General features: G+C 64.5%; 14 protein-coding genes. 7 read left to right on the top strand and 7 right to left on the bottom strand.

What is annotated here, in order from left to right; translation table 11 throughout:
- Positions 1-53: 53 nt before the first annotated feature.
- Entirely contained in the window at positions 54-1,958 is a 1,905-nt protein-coding gene (htpG, locus tag CXK94_RS06130; protein ID WP_102893637.1) for a molecular chaperone HtpG, read from the top strand.
- 205 nt (positions 1,959-2,163) lie between these two features.
- On the opposite strand, the gene CXK94_RS06135 is transcribed toward htpG, so the two are convergent.
- On the bottom strand, positions 2,164-2,598 hold the full coding sequence (locus CXK94_RS06135; protein ID WP_102893638.1) for an OsmC family protein: 435 nt from the start codon (positions 2,596-2,598) through the stop codon (positions 2,164-2,166).
- A gap of 349 nt (positions 2,599-2,947) precedes the next feature.
- Here CXK94_RS06135 and CXK94_RS06140 point away from each other — a divergent pair, with 349 nt between their 5' ends.
- The 4 genes from CXK94_RS06140 (at position 2,948) to sstT (ending at position 7,618) form a co-directional block, all read left to right on the top strand.
- Positions 2,948-3,841, top strand: coding sequence for an amidohydrolase family protein (locus CXK94_RS06140; protein WP_258005942.1), 894 nt, complete (start codon positions 2,948-2,950; stop codon positions 3,839-3,841).
- A 63-nt stretch (positions 3,842-3,904) separates the two neighbouring features.
- A complete protein-coding gene (locus CXK94_RS06145) occupies positions 3,905-4,375 on the top strand; it encodes a DUF3859 domain-containing protein (RefSeq protein WP_102893640.1) in 471 nt (156 codons plus the stop codon).
- Positions 4,376-4,536: 161 nt separating this feature from the next.
- The gene (locus CXK94_RS06150; RefSeq protein ID WP_102893641.1) at positions 4,537-6,162 is read left to right on the top strand and encodes a methyl-accepting chemotaxis protein; all 1,626 of its coding nucleotides are present in this window, start codon (positions 4,537-4,539) and stop codon (positions 6,160-6,162) included.
- Between the two features lie 214 nt (positions 6,163-6,376).
- Positions 6,377-7,618: a serine/threonine transporter SstT gene (sstT, locus tag CXK94_RS06155; protein ID WP_102893642.1), complete on the top strand. Its 1,242-nt coding sequence runs from the start codon at positions 6,377-6,379 to the stop codon at positions 7,616-7,618.
- Between the two features lie 262 nt (positions 7,619-7,880).
- On the opposite strand, the gene CXK94_RS06160 is transcribed toward sstT, so the two are convergent.
- The 4 genes from CXK94_RS06160 to CXK94_RS06175 form a co-directional block, all read right to left on the bottom strand.
- The gene (locus tag CXK94_RS06160; RefSeq protein WP_102893643.1) at positions 7,881-8,645 is read right to left on the bottom strand and encodes an enoyl-CoA hydratase-related protein; all 765 of its coding nucleotides are present in this window, start codon (positions 8,643-8,645) and stop codon (positions 7,881-7,883) included.
- A 19-nt stretch (positions 8,646-8,664) separates the two neighbouring features.
- The gene (locus CXK94_RS06165; RefSeq protein ID WP_102893644.1) at positions 8,665-10,245 is read right to left on the bottom strand and encodes a fatty acyl-CoA synthetase; all 1,581 of its coding nucleotides are present in this window, start codon (positions 10,243-10,245) and stop codon (positions 8,665-8,667) included.
- Between the two features lie 124 nt (positions 10,246-10,369).
- Positions 10,370-11,572 (bottom strand): beta-ketothiolase BktB, encoded by a 1,203-nt coding sequence (gene bktB / locus CXK94_RS06170; protein ID WP_102893645.1) that lies wholly within the window; start codon positions 11,570-11,572, stop codon positions 10,370-10,372.
- 25 nt (positions 11,573-11,597) lie between these two features.
- Positions 11,598-12,776, bottom strand: coding sequence for an acyl-CoA dehydrogenase family protein (locus CXK94_RS06175; RefSeq protein WP_180984389.1), 1,179 nt, complete (start codon positions 12,774-12,776; stop codon positions 11,598-11,600).
- Between the two features lie 172 nt (positions 12,777-12,948).
- Here CXK94_RS06175 and CXK94_RS06180 point away from each other — a divergent pair, with 172 nt between their 5' ends.
- Positions 12,949-13,986 carry an AraC family transcriptional regulator gene (locus CXK94_RS06180; protein ID WP_102893646.1) on the top strand — a complete coding sequence of 346 codons (1,038 nt, stop codon included), beginning with the start codon at positions 12,949-12,951 and terminating at the stop codon, positions 13,984-13,986.
- Positions 13,987-14,083: 97 nt separating this feature from the next.
- Here the strand turns inward: CXK94_RS06180 and fabB are convergent, their stop codons facing one another.
- Entirely contained in the window at positions 14,084-15,301 is a 1,218-nt protein-coding gene (fabB, locus tag CXK94_RS06185) for a beta-ketoacyl-ACP synthase I (RefSeq protein ID WP_102893647.1), read from the bottom strand.
- Between the two features lie 11 nt (positions 15,302-15,312).
- Positions 15,313-15,828, bottom strand: coding sequence for a 3-hydroxyacyl-[acyl-carrier-protein] dehydratase FabA (fabA, locus tag CXK94_RS06190; RefSeq protein ID WP_037042204.1), 516 nt, complete (start codon positions 15,826-15,828; stop codon positions 15,313-15,315).
- A 428-nt stretch (positions 15,829-16,256) separates the two neighbouring features.
- Here fabA and CXK94_RS06195 point away from each other — a divergent pair, with 428 nt between their 5' ends.
- On the top strand, positions 16,257-17,279 hold the full coding sequence (locus CXK94_RS06195; RefSeq protein ID WP_037042203.1) for an NAD(P)H-dependent glycerol-3-phosphate dehydrogenase: 1,023 nt from the start codon (positions 16,257-16,259) through the stop codon (positions 17,277-17,279).
- The last annotated feature ends 1 nt before the right edge of the window (position 17,280 follow it).

A 17,280-nucleotide genomic window follows, 5' to 3' on the forward strand; every position in this document is an offset into this window, starting at 1 on the left:
ACATCGCCGCAGCCGCGGTCCTTGCCATTGAGATGATGTGGAGTTCGTAGACGATGAGTGTGGAGACTCAAAAAGAAACCCTGGGCTTCCAGACCGAAGTGAAGCAGCTGCTTCACCTGATGATCCATTCGCTGTACTCGAACAAGGAAATCTTTCTTCGCGAGCTGATTTCCAACGCCTCCGATGCCGCCGACAAGCTGCGCTTCGAAGCCCTGGCCAAGCCGGAGCTGCTCGAGGGCGGCGCCGAGCTGAAGATTCGCCTCAGCTTCGACAAGGACGCCAAGACCGTCACCCTCGAAGATAACGGCATCGGCATGAACCGCGACGACGTGATCGCGCATCTGGGCACCATCGCCAAGTCCGGCACCGCCGACTTCCTGAAGAACCTCTCCGGCGACCAGAAGAAGGATTCGCACCTGATCGGCCAGTTCGGTGTCGGCTTCTACTCCGCCTTCATCGTCGCCGACAAGGTCGACGTGTACAGCCGCCGTGCCGGTACGCCGGCCAGCGAAGGCGTGCACTGGTCGTCGAAGGGCGAGGGCGAGTTCGAAGTCGCCACCGCCGACAAGCCCGAGCGCGGCACGCGCATCGTCCTGCACCTGAAGAAGGGCGAAGAGGAATTCGCCGATGGTTGGCGCTTGCGCAACATCGTCAAGAAGTACTCCGACCACATCGCGCTGCCGATTGAACTGCCGAAGGAATTCCATGGTGAGGAGAAGGACAAGCCCGCCGAGCCGGAGTGGGAAACCGTCAACCGCGCCAGCGCGCTATGGACCCGTCCGCGCAGCGAGATCAAGGACGAGGAATACCAGGAGTTCTACAAGCACGTCGCGCATGACTTCGAGAATCCGCTGTCCTGGAGCCACAACAAGGTCGAGGGCAAGCTGGAGTACACCTCGCTGCTCTACGTGCCCGGCCGCGCGCCGTTCGATCTCTACCACCGCGAGGCGCCCAAGGGCCTGAAGCTCTACGTGCAGCGCGTGTTCATCATGGACCAGGCCGACGAGTTCCTGCCGTTGTACCTGCGCTTCATCAAGGGCGTGGTGGACTCCAACGACCTGTCGCTCAACGTTTCCCGCGAGATCCTGCAGAAAGACCCGGTCATCGACTCGATGAAGTCGGCGCTGACCAAGCGTGTGCTGGACATGCTGGAGAAGCTGGCCAAGGACAAGCCGGAAGACTACAAGAACTTCTGGGCGCAGTTCGGTCAGGTGCTCAAGGAAGGCCCGGCGGAAGATTTTGCCAACAAGGAGAAGATCGCCGGCCTGCTGCGCTTCGCCTCCACCAGCGACGCTTCGGGCGAGCAGTCGGTGTCCCTGGCCGATTACCTGGGCCGGGTGAAGGAAGGGCAGGACAAGATCTACTACCTCACCGGCGAAAGCCATGCGCAGGTCAAGAACAGTCCGCACCTGGAGGTGTTCCGCAAGAAGGGCATCGAGGTGCTGCTGCTCACCGATCGCATCGACGAGTGGCTGATGAGCTATCTCACCGAGTTCGACGGCAAGCAGTTCGTCGACGTCGCTCGCGGCGACCTGGACCTGGGCAAGCTGGACTCGGAAGAGGACAAGAAGGCCCAGGAGGAAATCGCCAAGGCCAAGGAAGGGCTGATCGAGCGCCTCAAGGGTGCGCTGGGCGAGGAAGTCGCCGAGGTTCGGGTTTCCCACCGTCTGACCGACTCGCCGGCGATCCTCGCCATCGGCGAGCAGGACCTTGGCCTGCAGATGCGCCAGATCCTCGAGGCCAGCGGGCAGAAGGTGCCGGAGTCCAAGCCTATCTTCGAGATCAACCCGCAGCACCCGTTGATCGAGAAGCTGGATGCCGAGCCGGACGAGGACCGTTTCGCCGATCTGTCGCACATCCTCTTCGACCAGGCGGCCCTGGCCGCCGGCGACAGCCTCAAGGACCCGGCCGCCTATGTGCAGCGGCTGAACAAACTGCTGGTCGAGCTCTCCGCCTGATTCGATAGCGGTAAACGAGAAGGCCCGTCCCGGAAAGTCGTTCATGTGAGTGAATGACGACCCGGACGGGCCTTTGGCTTTCTGGCAGGCCTGCGGCCTGCCTCGCCGCGAGGGCGCGCCTACAAGCTCCGGGGTGCACCGCCTGCTTTCGTGGGAGGCCCGCCCCCGGGGCGATGCTTTAAGGCTTCAAGCTTTCGGATTCCCCTCAAAGCAGTTGGCTGACGAAGCGGGTGCCGTGGGTGAGGTTGTCGGCCACCGGGCAGCGCTGTTCGATCTGCTTGAGCAGGGCCTGCTTGCCGGCCTGGTCCAGGTCGGCGTCGATCTCCACCTTCACCCGCAGCTCGTGGAAGCCGGGACGTGCCTCGGGGTCGCGGCCGAGCAGGCCGGCCGGATCGTAGTCGGCTTCGATCTCGAAGTGCATGCCGCGCAGTTCGATCTTCTGCTGGTGGGCGATGATGCGGCCGATGGTGCCGAAGCAGCCGGCCACGGCGGCCATGATGGCTTCCAACGGGGTCGGGCCAAGGTCCTGGCCGGCTGCATTCTTCGGCTGATCCATGATCAGGCGATGGCTGCCACACTCCACCTCGATGGCCATGCCCGCATTCATCTGGCCACGCGCGCTGATGGTTTTCATTGCCATGCGTTTCGTCCTTTCCGATGCTGAAGGGCCGCCGATGCGCGGCAGCGTTGTGGCGATACTAGTGTCATGCCGCCGGACGAGCCTTGACCTTTGTCAAATACGGTATGGGGTATATGGGTGCGCGTAGCGAAGACCAGCGTGCGTGCCTGTCCGGCCAACGAAGCTGAACGGTCGGTTCCGGCGGGGGTCTACTCGCTTGGCTTGTCAGGAGGACCGTCAGTTGTTCATTTCTCGATTCTGGGTCACCGCGTTTGTTCTGCTGGCCCCCCTCGCGGTAGCCGAGGCCCGCGATTACCGCTACAGCGATGCGCATCTGCACTACGTGGATTTTTTCCAGGAAACCGACGGCATGCACGAGCTGCTCGAAGCGATGGACGCCGGGAATATCGAGCACGTGATGATCAGCGGAATCCCCGTGGCGAAAAAATGGCACGAGAACGAACCCAAGCGTCCACGCTACTACGCGGGTGACGATGCGCCGGTGTACTGGTACAGCGCCACCGACGTGCTGGTCGCGGCGGCCCTGGAGGAGCTCGACGAGCAGCAGCGCACGCGCTTCCATCCGTTTCTCTCCGGTTTCAACCCCAACGACAAGAATGCCGATGCCCATATCCGGCGCATGCTGGAGCTGCATCCCGGCCTCTGGCAGGGGCTGGGCGAGATCTTCACCCGGCATGACGACGTCACCGCGCTGACCGAAGGCGACACGCCGCGAGCCAATAACGAGGCGTTGGCCCGCGTCTATCACCTGGCCGCGGAATTCGACCTGCCGGTCATGCTGCACTCCAACATCACCTCCAAGCGCGAGCGCAATCCGCTGTATCTGGTCGAGCTCGAAGAGCCGCTGCGCAATCACCCACATACCCGCTTCATCTGGGCGCATGCCGGGACCAGCATGGAGCTGCATCGGCATCAGCAGAAGCTGGATTTCCTGCTGCCGACGGTGAGCCGCCTGCTGGATGACTATCCGAACCTGTATATCGATCTCTCCTGGACCATGTTGCGGCCGTATCTGCTGAACAAGGAGGGTGAGCCCGATGCCGACTGGCTGAAGCTGGTCGAGCGCCACCCCACGCGCTTCGTGCTCGGCTCGGATGTGGTCGGGCGATTCGGCAGCCTGGCCGAAGGCATGCAGGCCTTCGCCCCGTTCCTCGACGCACTGCCGGAAGAGGTCGCCCGGCAGGTGGCCCGGGACAACTTTCTCGCCATCCTGCCGCGCAAGCGCCAGGCCGAGGTTCGCTGAGCTGTCATCAGACGGTCACCGCCGCGTCATAGGCTTTCGGTTCCCACAATGCAGGAGCGTGACATGCAGCGGTTTCGTGTGATTTCCCTGGCTGGCCTGATGGCGCTGGCTGGCATGGCGACGGCGGATGTGACGGTCGAAGGGCCCGTGGAGCATGGCCTGTTCGTCAGCCCCCAGCAGGAGCTGCAACCCGGCGAGCGGATTCTCAGCCGCAGCAACCAGCGCATCGAGCCCACCAGCCGCATTCCGGCCCGGCTCGGCACCAAATTCGGCATGCGTTACAGCCTGAGCGGCAAGCGCGAAGGCGATACGCCGCTGACCCTGCTTTACCTGACGCCGGGCGTGGTGACGCCGGATGGTCAGCGCCACGACAAGTTCGAGGTGCTGCAGAAGCTGGTACCGGGCGCGCCGCAGGATGTCATGGCGTTCGAGTTCACCGAGCGTCACGAGATGGTACCCGGCGAGTGGCATTTCATGGTTTTCCAGGGGGACCGCAAGCTGCTCGAGCAGACCTTTCAGGTGCACGCCCCGTAATGGCATTTCGCCGGGCGATGATCAGCCGACCGTTGGTCGGAGAGTGCGGCAAGTAGCGCAGTAAATTGACAGCGGGATTCAAGCAGGCGGGTCTAGCTCCCGATAAACGAAGCAAGTCACGGTCGGTGACGCTGTTTCATTTTCATGGAGAAGGTAGTCCCATGTTCATTCGCACATTCACCATCGGTAAGCGTTCCGCGCTGGGCTTCGGCCTGATCGGCCTGCTCGTCCTGCTCCTCAGCCTGTTCGCGCTGAACCAGATGAGCAACATGCGCAAGGAGAGCAGGGAGGTCGACGAGAACTGGTTGCCCAGCATCATGGCGCTCAGCGACCTCAATCTCACGGTGCTGCGCATACGCGTGCTCACCTTGCGCATGACGCATGCCAGAGACCCGCAAGTGCTGCAGGGCATGGCACAGCGCCTGACGCAGTTGCGAACCGAGGTGGTCGAGCACGATGCCCAGTACGCCAGGCTGCTGACGACTGTGGAGGAGAAGGCGGCATATCAGCGCTTCAAGCAGGCCTTCGAGCAATACCTGCCGCTGCAGCAGCGCACCACCGATCACATGCTTCGCGGTGAGCATGAACAGGCCGTGGCAATCATCAACGGCGCGATCAACCAGCATGCCGATAACGTGACCGCCTCGCTGAGCGAACTTCAGGGCATCAACAATGACGAGGCCGGCCGGGCTGCCGATCGCGCGTCGGCGCAGTACGACACCGCATTTGAAGGTGTCGTGGCGACGCTGGCGCTGGTGGCTGGCATTACCGTCATTCTTGCCTGGGTGTTCACCCGCAGCATCGTCGGCCCGCTGGGGACGGCAGTCACCGTGGCCGAGCGCATCGCCGGCGGCGACCTGACCGGCGATTTCGTCGTTGACGGCAAGGACGAGCCGACGCGCCTGCTGGCGGCGCTCAAGTCCATGCAGGAAAGCCTGCGCAGCACCATCCAGGGGATTTCCGACTCGTCCAACCAGCTGGCCTCCGCCGCCGAAGAACTGAACGCGGTGACCGAGGACTCCACCCGTGGGCTGCACCAGCAGAACCACGAGATCGAGCAGGCTGCAACGGCAGTCAACGAGATGACCGCGGCGGTGGACGAGGTGGCGCGCAATGCCGTGGCGACTTCCGAGGCCTCGCGTGAATCCGATGCCACCGCCCAGCACGGTCGCCAGCAAGTGATTCGCACCGTTGATTCGATCGGTACGCTGGCCGATGACGTGACGAGCACCGCAGCAGAGGTCGAACAACTGGCCGTACAGGTGCGCGACATCAGTAAAGTGCTCGATGTGATTCGCTCGATTGCCGAACAGACCAACCTGCTGGCGCTCAATGCGGCCATCGAGGCGGCCAGGGCAGGGGACGCCGGCCGCGGCTTCGCCGTGGTGGCCGACGAGGTGCGGGCGCTGGCGCACCGTACCCAACAGTCCACCCGGGAAATCGAACAGATGATCGACGGTGTCCATCTGGGGACGGACAAGGCGGTGCAAGCCATGCAGGTCAGCAATGAGCGCGCGCGTACCACCCTGGAGCTCGCCCGCGCTGCCGGAGAGGCGCTGGACGGTATCGCCGTCGCCATCAACCGGATCAGCGAACGCAACCTGGTCATTGCCAGCGCATCCGAGGAGCAGGCCCAGGTTGCCCGCGAAGTCGATCGCAACCTGGTCAATATCCGCGATCTTTCGCTGCAATCCTCCGCCGGGGCGAATCAGACCAGCGCGGCGAGTCAGGAACTGGCCCGCCTGGCCGTCGACCTGAACGCGCTGGTGGCACGCTTCCGCGTCTGACGCGACGGGCCCGGCAGCGTATCGCCATCTGCCGGGCCCGATCCGGGTTCTCGGCGCCTTCGAGACGCGTTGCGCTGTCGCAGGGTGGCGGCAATGCTGGGCATCTTTCGCCGAGGGGCGTACCATCCGGCGTTTTTTAGCGGACGGGCGGCAGCAATGGATAGCCATGCCTGAAAGATGCCGTCCGGCCTATTCAACGCACCGAGATGCGCCCATGTCTGATCTGCCAACCCGACTTTTCCGATTTCTCAACCGCACCAGCCTGGTCCTCCAGATTGTCGTCGGCCTCATTGCCGGCTGCCTCGTCGCGCTGGCCTTCCCGCCGGCGGCGAAATCGCTGAGCCTGCTCGGCGATCTGTTCGTCCAGGCGCTGAAGGCCGTCGCGCCGGTACTGGTCTTCGTGCTGGTTACCGCTTCGCTGGCCAATCACAAGCGCGGCCAGCCGACCCATATTCGGCCGATCATCCTGCTGTACGCGCTGGGTACGCTGAGTGCCGCAGCGGTGGCGGTGGTGGCCAGTTTCCTGTTTCCCACCAGTCTTACGCTGGCCAGCGAGGCGGCCGATATCACCCCGCCTTCGGGAGTGGGGGCAGTATTGCAGACGCTGCTCTTCAGCATCGTGGACAATCCGGTCCGCGCCCTGATCAACGGTAATTTCATCGGCATCCTGGCCTGGGCGATCGGCCTCGGCTTCGCGTTTCGTCACGCCAACGAGACCACCCGCCACCTGATCGCCGATCTGTCCGAGGGCGTGACGCTGATCGTCAAGGTGGTGATCCGCTTCGCCCCGCTGGGTGTGTTCGGCCTGGTGGCGGGCACGCTTGCCGAGTCCGGGTTCGAGGTGTTGCTGGGCTATCTGCAACTGCTGCTGGTGCTGGTCGGCAGCATGCTGTTCATGGCGCTGGTGATGAACCCGTTGATCGTCTACTGGCAGATCCGGCGCAATCCGTACCCGCTGGTGTTCACCTGCCTGCGCGAAAGCGGTATCACCGCCTTCTTCACGCGCAGTTCGGCGGCCAACATTCCGGTGAACATGCAGTTGTGCCAGCGCCTGGGTTTGCACAAGGACACCTACTCGGTCTCGATCCCGCTGGGCGCGACGATCAACATGGGCGGCGCTGCGATCACCATCACCGTGCTGACGCTGGCGGCGGTGCATACGCTCGGCATCCAGGTGGATGTTCCGACCGCGATCCTGCTCAGCCTGCTGGCCGCGCTCTGCGCCTGTGGCGCCTCGGGTGTGGCCGGCGGGTCGCTGCTGCTGATTCCGCTGGCGTGCAGCCTGTTCGGTATCTCCAATGACCTGGCGATGCAGGTGGTGGCGGTGGGCTTCATCATCGGCGTGGTGCAGGATTCCGCGGAAACGGCGCTGAACTCGTCCACCGATGTGCTGTTCACGGCGGCTTCCTGCATCGCCCACGGCGATATCCCCTCGCCCGAAGACGAGGCTGTCTAGAGTCTGTTGCCGTTTCGTCGCGAGCCGCGTTGCTGCGTCAAATGGCGCCAGGCAAGGCGCGGGACGCAGGCAATGGTCGCTCCCTTGCCAAGTCCCGCAACGCCGCATGGCGCCATTTGCCGCGCAACCCGAAGGGCCGGGCCCGTTTTTGCGCGACGCTGCGTTATTCGTCGTTCATTTGGAATGACCAAACTTCTCTCCTCATGCCTTGCTCCGCGCAAAAATGGGCTCGGCACGGCCGCGAACGAAACGGCAACAAACCCTAGGGTCTACCAGCCCGCTGCCGCTTGAACGCAGTGAGCGCGCGGGCAGGCTCGTCGCCCCGCAGGGCGGCGATCAGCGCCTCGAGCTCCTCTTTCATGGCGATTTCCATGCCGGCGAACCGGCCGTTGCCCAGCAATCGCCTGGTGGCCTGCAGCGCTTGCGGTGGCGCCGCGGCCAGTTTCCGTGCGGCCTGCAGGGCCCGCTCCAAGGCCTTGCCATCGGCGACTCGCTCGTTGAGCAGGCCCAGGGATTCCGCCGTCGCGGCGTCGAAGCGCTCCCCCAGAAGCAGCAGTTCAGCGGCGCGCTGGCGTCCCAGCAGGGCTGGCAGCACGAAGGTCGAGCCGAACTCCGGGCAGATTCCCAGCGCCACGAAGGGCAACTGGAAGAACGCGCCCTGTCCGGTATACACCAGGTCGCAGTGCAGCAGCAGGGTACAGCCGATGCCTATCGCATGCCCTTCCACTGCTGCCACCACGGGTTTGTCGTAGGCGCTCAAGCGGTGCATGAAGCGGTAGGCCGGGTGCCCGGCATCGCGGATCGGGTGCTCGACGAAGTCCTCCAGGTCGTTGCCGCTGCAGAACATCCGCGCGCCGCCGGTGATGACCAGCACCCGCACGGAATCCTCCGCCGCGGCCGCGTCCAGCGCCGCTGCCAGGGCCTCGTATAGCCTGCAGTTCAACGAATTCTTTCGCCCCGGATTATCCAGGCTCAGGATCCGTACCCGTCCTTCATCCTCGATGCGAATGCTGGCGTCCGGCTGCATGCCGCCTCCTGTTTGCCGCTCAGATGGGCGTGGCGAACTGCTGGCGCAGGGTTCGCTTGAGCAGTTTGCCCGAGGAGTTCTTTGGCAGCTGCTGCACGAAGTGCACCTGTTTCGGCACCTTGAAGGGGGCCAGGCTGGCGCGGGCGTGGCGAAGCAGTGCCTCCGCGTCCGCGGCGGCGTCCTGTTTCAGGACCACCACCGCGGCGATCGCCTCGATCCATCTCTCGTCGGGGACGCCGATCACCGCCACTTCGGCGACGTGCGGATGACTGTAGAGCGCTTCTTCCACGTCGCGGCTGGCGACCAGCACGCCGCCGGTATTGACGATGTCCTTGATGCGATCGACGATCCAGATGTAGCCCTGTTCGTCGCGATAGCCCAGGTCGCCGGAGTGGAACCAGCCGCCGGCGAAGGCCTCGGCGGTCTCGTCCGGCTTGCCCCAGTAGCCGGTCATCAACTGCGGCGAGCGGTGCACCAGCTCGCCCGGTACGCCTGGTGGGCAGTCTTCGCCCGTCAGCGGATCGATGATCCGCGTTTCCACGTTGATCACGGGCCGCCCGCAGGAGGCCGGGCGTTCCTTGTGCTCCTGGGGGGAGAGCACGGTCGCCAGCGGGGCGATCTCGCTTTGCCCGTAGCAGTTGTAGAGGCCCGACAGCGGTAGCCGCTCGCCCAGTTCCCGGGCGATCGGTTCGGGCATGATGGAGGCGCCGTAGTAGAGCTTCTGCAGATGCTGCAGCTCGGCTTCGACGAAGCGTTCGTGGCGTAGCAGGGCGATCCAGACCGTGGGCGGTGCAAAAAAGCTGTTCAGTCGCTTCTCCTTCAGCAGCCGGAGAATCGCCTCGGGGGCTGGCGTATCCAGCAGGCAGCTATAGGCGCCCGCCAGCAGCGCTGGCATGGTGAACACGTGCATCTGGGCCGAATGGTAGAGCGGCAGCGCCGCCAGGCAGCGGTCGGAGGCCTTGATGTCCAGATGCAGCAGGCAACTGAAATACTCCGCCATCAGCGAGCGATGGGTATGCATCGCACCCTTGGGGTCGGAGGTGGTGCCGGAGGTATAGAGGATCTGCACGACATCGTGTTCGGACACTGCCACCTCCGGTGCCCGGGCGCAGCCGGAACCGCTGGCGATGGCGAGGATGTCGCTTCGGCCCGCGGCCGCGGCGTCGCTGTGCAGGCTGCCGCGAAACGCCAGCTGCCGCGAACCACAGACGCTGTCGACGAGCCCGTTCAGGCTGTCGTCGGCAAACAGCGCGCGGGCCCCCGACTGGTCGAGCACATAGGCCAGCTCGCGTTCGGTCAGCGAGAAGTTGACCGGAACATGAATCAGGCCTGCGCGGGTACAGGCCAGCCAGAGGACCAGGTAGGCGTCGGAATTCTTGCCGTAGGCCGCCACCCGGTCGCCCTTGTCCAGGCCCGCTGCCAGCAGGTGATTGGCCACGCGGTTGGCTGCCTGGTCCAGCGCCTGGTAGCTCCAGCTGCGGTCCTGGTACTCCAGGGCGATTTGCGCCTTGCGTTGCTGGGCGGTGCGCTGCAGGGCATCGCCGATGGTGTTGCGGGTCACCTGGTTGAACGACGGTTGGGCTTGTATGACCGCTCTCATGACACACCTCGAATAATTATTGTTGTTCACGGATGTGGATCGATTCAGCGCCAGGCTCCGGCTCTCAGGCATGCCTGGTTCAACTGGTGCGGATGGCTTGCTCTGTCCGCCGGCGGTGCATCGCTCACTGCGCGAGACGTTCGATAATCAAGGCGATACCCTGGCCGCCGCCGATGCACAGGGTGACCAGCGCCCGCTGCTTGTCGAGGCGTTCCAGTTCGTACAGTGCCTTCAAGGTCAGGATCGAGCCCGTGGCCCCCACCGGGTGGCCGTGGGCGATGGCCCCGCCGTTGACGTTCACCTTGTCCGGATCGAACTCCAGGCTCTGCGCCACTGCCAGGGCCTGCGCGGCAAAGGCTTCGTTGCTTTCGATGAGGTCGATATCGGCCAGCTCCAGGCCCGCATTCTTCAGCGCCCGTTGCACCGCCGGAATCGGTCCCAGGCCCATCAGGTGCGGCTCCACGCCGGCGAAGGCGTAGCTGACGAAGCGCGCCCTGGGCATCAGCCCACGCGCCCGGGCCTCCTGCCGGGAGGTCAGCACCAGCACAGCGGCGCCGTCGTTGAGGCCGGAGGCGTTGCCGGCGGTGACCAGGCCATCCGGCTTGAATGCGGCGCGTAGCTTCTGCAGGCCCTCGAGCGTCGCGTCGGGGCGCACATGCTCGTCCTTGTTGAAGGCCACGCTGTCGCGTCCCTGGCGAACCGGCACGGCGATGATCTGGCTGGCCAGGTGCCCGGCATCGATGGCGCTCGCCGCCTTGCGGTGGCTGTCGCAGGCATACCGGTCCAGCTGTTCGCGGGTGAAGCCGTAGCGGGTGGCGACGTTCTCGGCGGTGATCCCCATGTGGCCGCTGCCGAAGGGATCGCTGAGAATGCCGACGGTCAGGTCCTGGGCCCCCGCATCGCCCAGGCGCTGGCCGAAGCGCAGTTTCGGCAGCAGGTAGGCGCCCTGGCTCATGCTTTCCGCGCCACCGGCCAGGGCGATACGGCTGGCCCCGGCCTGGATCATCTGCGCCGCCGAGATCAGCGACTGTACCGAGGAGCCGCACAGGCGGTTCACGTTCAGCGCCGCGGCGCTGTCGGGCAGGCCGCAGTTTCGTGCGATGTGCCGCGCCAGGTAGGCGTCCTGGGGGCTGGTGGTGATGATGTGGCCGAAGACGGAGTGGTCGATCTCCTCGCCCGCCACCCCGGCGCGCTCGATGGCGGCGCGTCCGGCAAAGGTGCCCAGCTCGGCCGGGCTGTAGCTGGCCAGGCTGCCACCGAAATCGCCGATGGCGGTGCGTGCTCCGGCAACGATCACCACATCCTGCAGTTCGACTGTATCGGGCATCACGGGAACTCCTCTCTTTATTCGCTCAGGCCACGGGGCCCAGCATGTCGCGGGCGATCAGCTCTTTCATGATTTCCGAGGTGCCGGCATAGATGGTCTGGATCCGCGCATCCACATAGAAGCGGGAAATCGGGTATTCCAGTGTGTAGCCGTAGCCTCCGAACAGCTGCAGGCAACGGTCGATGCAGTGGCATTGCATCTCGCTCAGCAGCAGCTTGAGGGTGGCTGCATCGGTGCCGCTCATCGCTGCACGGGCATAGCGCTGCAGGCACTGATTGAAATAGGCGCGACCCATTTCCAGCTGCGCCCGCACTTCGGCGAGGGTAAAGCGGGTGTTCTGGAACTCGGCGATGCGTTTGCCGAAGGCACGGCGTTCCTGTACGTAGTCCAGTGTCAGCTGCAGGGCACCGTCGATGGCGCCCAGGGCCTGGGCCGCGACACCCAGGCGTTCGCGGGGCAGCTCCTGCATCAGGTGGATGAAACCCTTGCCGGCCTCGCCCAGCAGCGCCTCCTCCGGCACCACCAGTTCGTCGAAGAACAGCTCGGCGGTATCGCTGGCATGCTGGCCGATCTTGCGGATCGCCTTGCCGCGGGCGAATCCCGGCAAGGTGGTATCGACCAGGAACAGCGACACGCCGCGGGCTCCGGCCTTCGGGTCGGTCTTGGCGCAGACGATCACCATGTCCGCCAGCAGGCCGTTGGTGATGAACACCTTGGCACCGTCGAGCTTCCAGCCACCGGCGACCTTCTGCGCCGTGGTGCGCATGGCGGCCAGGTCGCTGCCCGCGCCGGGCTCGGTCATGGCGATGGCGCCCAGCACCTCGCCGCTGGCCATGCGCGGCAGCCAGTACCGCTGCTGCTGCTCGCTACCCAGGTGCAGGATGTAGGGCATCACGATATTGGCGTGGATGTTGTAGCCGCTGGCCAGGCCGCCAAAGCCCTGGCGGGAAATCTCCTCGCAGATCATCAGGCAGATTTCGACCCCGGCCCCGGAGCCGCCCAGCGCTTCCGGCAGATCGACGCCGAGCAGCCCGGCTTCGCCCAGGCGATGCCAGAGTTCGCGCGGCACCTGGTGTGCCGCTTCCCAGCTTTCGTAGTCGGGCGCCACTTCCTCTTGCAGGATGCGCCGCACCATTTGCTGAAACAGTGCCTGATCGTCGTCGCCCACCGCACTGTCGGCGACGGGCTGTTCCTGTACGTTCATGCTGAGCCCTTCGGGTTGTTGTTCTTGTATTGGGGCCGCCGGCCGGCTGACCACGGGATTATTAATAGAACCTTGGTTCGCCTCTTGGAATGACCTCTTCGGTCGTTTTGATTGATCGAATAGGCCATTGGGTGCAGGCTGGTGGCCATCGGCGCAGGAACAGGAGTACCGCATGATCACCAGGGAACCGCCCGAGTCCTCGAAGGCCCACATCGCCAACCACTACGTGCGCGCCAGCATCGGCGGGGCTCTGCGCCAGGGGGCGGACCCGCTGCAGCTGCTGTCAGCGGCCGGGATCGCGCCGGACTGGATCGATCGCCCCGAGCAACTGATCACCGAGCAGCAGCTCAGTGCGTTGATCAAGGCGGTCTGGCGCTTCACCCGCGACGAGTTCATGGGCCTGGCGCCGAGGGCCTGTAAACGCGGGGTGTTCTCATTGATGGCGGAATTGGCCCAGGGGGCCAGTACCCTCGGTGGCATGCTGCAGCAGAGCGCACGCTTCTACACGGCGGTTTCGGATGATCTGGAGATCGGGCTGGAAATGGATTCGTCGCAGTCGCCGCTGGTGTTCTACCGCCTGCATCTGCATCACCATGGCGAGGACCCGGAGCATTTCCTGCAGGAGTTCATCCTGCTGATGTGGCAGCGCTTCGCCGGCTGGCTGGTCGGGCAGCAGATCCCGGTCGCCAGTACCTGCTTCGGCTATCCGGTCGTCGAGCACGCGCGTGAATACCGGGTGATGTTCCTCGGCGAGCTGCTCCACGACCAGCCCCGCTGTGGCTTCTATCTGCACCCGCGCTTTTTGCAGCTGCCGATCATCCGCAACGCCATGGAGCTGCAGGTGTTCCTGCAGGACTGTCCAGCGGTGATCCTGCGCCGGCCTGTACGCGACAACAGCCTGCAGGCCCGGGTCAGGGTGCTGCTGCAGCGCTACGATCTCGAGCAGATGCCGGACCTGGAGGCGATCAGCCGACAGTTGCTGATGGCGCCGCGTACCCTGCGCCGCTGGCTGCAGGAGGAAGGCACTTCGATCCGGCAGATCAAGGAAGCCCTGCGCCGCGATTTCGCACTGAGGCTGCTGGGCAACGAGCACCTGAGCGTGCAGGAGGTAGCCGAGCAGAGCGGCTTTGCCGAGGTCGCGGCGTTCTGCCGTGCCTTCAAGCGCTGGACCGGCCAGCCGCCAGCCCAGTGGCGCAAGGGCTGTCAATGACTCTGAACGAGAGGCGGGCGATTCCGGCTTGCGGTCGCTACCCGCACAAACAAAAACGCCCCGAACCAGTCGGGGCGTTTTGCTCGGAGCGAAGGACTCAGCCTTTCCAGCGCTTGAGCACCAGGGTGGCGTTGGTGCCGCCGAAGCCGAAGCTGTTGCTCATCACGGTGTCGATCTGCGCGTTCTCGCGGGTTTCACGCAGAATCGGCATGTCGGTGACTTCCGGGTCCAGCTCTTCGATGTTGGCCGAGCCGGCGATGAAGTTGCCTTCCATCATCAGCATGCAGTAGATCGCCTCGTGAACGCCGGCGGCGCCCAGCGAGTGACCGGACAGGCTCTTGGTCGAGCTGATGGTCGGGACCTTGTCGCCGAACATGTTGCGCACGGCCTTGATCTCGGCGACATCGCCCACCGGGGTGGAGGTGCCGTGGGTGTTCAGGTAGTCGATCGGGCCTTCGACGGTGGACATCGCCTGCTGCATGCAGCGCAGCGCGCCTTCACCGCTCGGGGCGACCATGTCGTAGCCGTCGGACGTCGCACCGTAGCCGACGATTTCCGCGTAGATCCTGGCGCCGCGCTTGAGTGCGTGCTCCAGCTCTTCGACCACCACCATGCCGCCGCCGCCGGCGATGACGAAGCCATCACGCTTGGCGTCATAGGCGCGCGAGGCCTTCTCCGGCGTCTCGTTGTACTGGCTGGAGAGGGCGCCCATGGCATCGAACAGGCAGCTCTGGCTCCAATGCTCCTCTTCGCCGCCGCCGGCGAAGACCACATCCTGCTTGCCCATCTGGATCTGCTCCATGGCATGGCCGATGCAATGAGCGCTGGTGGCGCAGGCCGAGGCGATGGAGTAGTTCAGGCCCTTGATGCGGAACGGCGTGGCCAGGCAGGCCGATACGGTGCTGCTCATGGTGCGCGGCACGCGGTATGGGCCGATGCGCTTGACGCCCTTGTCGCGCAGGATGTCGATGGCTTCCATCTGGTTGATGGTGGACGCACCGCCCGAGCCGGCGACCAGGCCGAAGCGCGGGTTGGAGATTTCGTCGGCGCTGAAGCCGGCATCCTTGACCGCTTGTTCCATGGCCAGATAGGCATAGGCCGCAGCGTCGCCCATGAAGCGCAGGACCTTGCGGTCGATGAGTTCTTCGAGGTTCAGGTTGACGGAACCGGAGACCTGGCTGCGCAGACCCATGTCCGCGTAGGCCTGGTTGAAGCGGATACCGGGGCGACCGGCGCGCAGGTTTCCGGAGACGGTCTCTTTGTCATTGCCCAGGCAGGAAACGATACCCAGGCCGGTGATCACGACGCGACGCATGCGGATGTCCTTCAAAAGCTGTCGGTAGAGGAGAACAGGCCGACGCGCAAGCCTTCGGCACTGTAGATCTCGCGGCCATCAACGCTGACGGTGCCGTCGGCGATGCCGAGGATCAGCGAGCGGTTGATGGTGCGCTTGATGTGGATGTTGTAAGTGACTTTCTTGGCGGTCGGCAGGACCTGACCGAAGAATTTCACTTCGCCCGAACCGAGGGCGCGGCCGCGGCCGGGGTTGCCCTGCCAGCCCAGGTAGAAGCCAACCAGCTGCCACATGGCATCGAGGCCCAGGCAGCCGGGCATGACCGGGTCGCCTTCGAAATGGCAGGCAAAGAACCAGAGATCGGGGTTGATATCCAGCTCGGCGACCAGCTCGCCCTTGCCATACTTGCCGCCCACTTCGCTGATATGAACGATGCGGTCGACCATCAGCATGTTCGGTGCGGGCAGTTGCGCATTACCGGGACCGAAGAGCTCGCCGCGGCTGCAACGAAGCAGGTCTTCCCGAGTAAAGGCGTGTTGTTTGGTCATGCGTATTCCTCAATGGGCCCTTGTGGGGGCTTTGCTGCTTACATACCGGGCCCAGAATTCGAGGCCTGATCATCAAGACTAGTCATAGACTGCCGCGTTGTGGCTAAAGTCACAGCCTGCAACAGCGACGCCATTCACCCGTACCTGCGGCTGAAGGACGCAAAGACAGAAACGGGCAGCTACTTTAACACTCCTGGCACCCTAACGAGGACCTTGCGACAGCATGTCCTGTATAGACAAACGTTGCACGCGGGGTTTCACACCCCGGCCGATCGCCGGTGCCAAGGCGGCTGCGCGCCTCTGCGTGGGGGCTCGGCGAGCTTGTAACCGGATGCTTTTCACCGCTTCGGGCTTTGCGCTGGCCGCCCTCGATGCGCTACGTATAATGCCCGGCACTGCCACGTTGGATGGCCCATAACGGAAACCACATGACACAACAGCAAACCATCGCGGTGCTCGGCGGCGGCAGTTTCGGCACCGCGATAGCCAATCTGCTGGCCGAGAACGGCCATTCTGTCCTGCTCTGGATGCGCGATGCGGAGCAGGCCGAAAGCATCCGCGTCCAGCGCCAGAACCCGCGGTATCTGAAAGGGGTCACGATCCTGCCGCAGGTGCAGGCGACCACCGACCTGCCGCAGACCCTGGCCGCTTGCGAGCTGATCTTCGTCGCGTTGCCCTCCAGTGCACTGCGCCAGGCGTTGCAGCCGTTCTCCGCGCAATTGGCCGGCAAGCTGCTGATCAGCACCACCAAGGGCATCGAGGCCGAAGGCTTCATGCTGATGAGCCAGATTCTCGAGGAGATCGCGCCACAGGCGCGTATCGGCGTGCTGTCGGGCCCCAACCTGGCGCGCGAGGTCGCCGAGCACGCCCTGACCGCCACCGTCGTCGCCAGCCACGACGAGGCGCTGTGTCGCCGCGTGCAGGAGGTCCTGCACGGCCGTACTTTCCGCGTCTATGCCAGTGCCGACCGCTTCGGCGTCGAGCTCGGCGGGGCGCTGAAGAACGTCTATGCGATCATGGCCGGCATGGCGGCGGCGCTGGGCATGGGCGAAAACACCCGCAGCATGCTGATCACCCGCGCACTGGCGGAAATGACCCGCTTCGCGGTGAAGCTGGGCGCCAATCCCATGACCTTTCTCGGCCTGGCCGGGGTCGGCGACCTGATCGTGACCTGTACCTCGTCCAAGAGTCGCAACTTCCAGGTGGGCCATGCCCTCGGCGAGGGGCTGAGCCTGGACGAGGCGGTTTCCCGGCTCGGCGAGGTGGCGGAAGGCGTCAATACCATCAAGGTGCTCAAGCGCAAGGCGGAGGAACTGCAGGTCTACATGCCGCTGGTCGCCGGCCTGCATGCCGTCCTGTTCGAGGGGCGTACGCTCGATCAGGTCATCGAATTGCTGATGCGTGGCGAACCCAAGACCGACGTGGACTTCATTTCCACCGACGGTTTCTGAA

The organism is Stutzerimonas stutzeri (assembly GCF_002890915.1).
Taxonomy (GTDB): domain Bacteria; phylum Pseudomonadota; class Gammaproteobacteria; order Pseudomonadales; family Pseudomonadaceae; genus Stutzerimonas; species Stutzerimonas stutzeri_AF.

Bases quoted from the DNA above. Each gene is read 5' to 3' on its own strand.
- bktB (WP_102893645.1), bottom strand. From the start codon at position 11,572: ATGCCCGATACAGTCGAACTGCAGGATGTGGTGATCGTTGCCGGAGCA.
- CXK94_RS06175 (WP_180984389.1), bottom strand. From the start codon at position 12,776: ATGAACGTACAGGAACAGCCCGTCGCCGACAGTGCGGTGGGCGACGAC.
- CXK94_RS06150 (WP_102893641.1), top strand. From the start codon at position 4,537: ATGTTCATTCGCACATTCACCATCGGTAAGCGTTCCGCGCTGGGCTTC.
- fabB (WP_102893647.1), bottom strand. From the start codon at position 15,301: ATGCGTCGCGTCGTGATCACCGGCCTGGGTATCGTTTCCTGCCTGGGC.
- fabA (WP_037042204.1), bottom strand. From the start codon at position 15,828: ATGACCAAACAACACGCCTTTACTCGGGAAGACCTGCTTCGTTGCAGC.
- CXK94_RS06195 (WP_037042203.1), top strand. From the start codon at position 16,257: ATGACACAACAGCAAACCATCGCGGTGCTCGGCGGCGGCAGTTTCGGC.
- CXK94_RS06145 (WP_102893640.1), top strand. From the start codon at position 3,905: ATGCAGCGGTTTCGTGTGATTTCCCTGGCTGGCCTGATGGCGCTGGCT.
- CXK94_RS06180 (WP_102893646.1), top strand. From the start codon at position 12,949: ATGATCACCAGGGAACCGCCCGAGTCCTCGAAGGCCCACATCGCCAAC.
- CXK94_RS06140 (WP_258005942.1), top strand. From the start codon at position 2,948: ATGCACGAGCTGCTCGAAGCGATGGACGCCGGGAATATCGAGCACGTG.
- CXK94_RS06165 (WP_102893644.1), bottom strand. From the start codon at position 10,245: ATGAGAGCGGTCATACAAGCCCAACCGTCGTTCAACCAGGTGACCCGC.
- htpG (WP_102893637.1), top strand. From the start codon at position 54: ATGAGTGTGGAGACTCAAAAAGAAACCCTGGGCTTCCAGACCGAAGTG.
- CXK94_RS06160 (WP_102893643.1), bottom strand. From the start codon at position 8,645: ATGCAGCCGGACGCCAGCATTCGCATCGAGGATGAAGGACGGGTACGG.
- CXK94_RS06135 (WP_102893638.1), bottom strand. From the start codon at position 2,598: ATGGCAATGAAAACCATCAGCGCGCGTGGCCAGATGAATGCGGGCATG.
- sstT (WP_102893642.1), top strand. From the start codon at position 6,377: ATGTCTGATCTGCCAACCCGACTTTTCCGATTTCTCAACCGCACCAGC.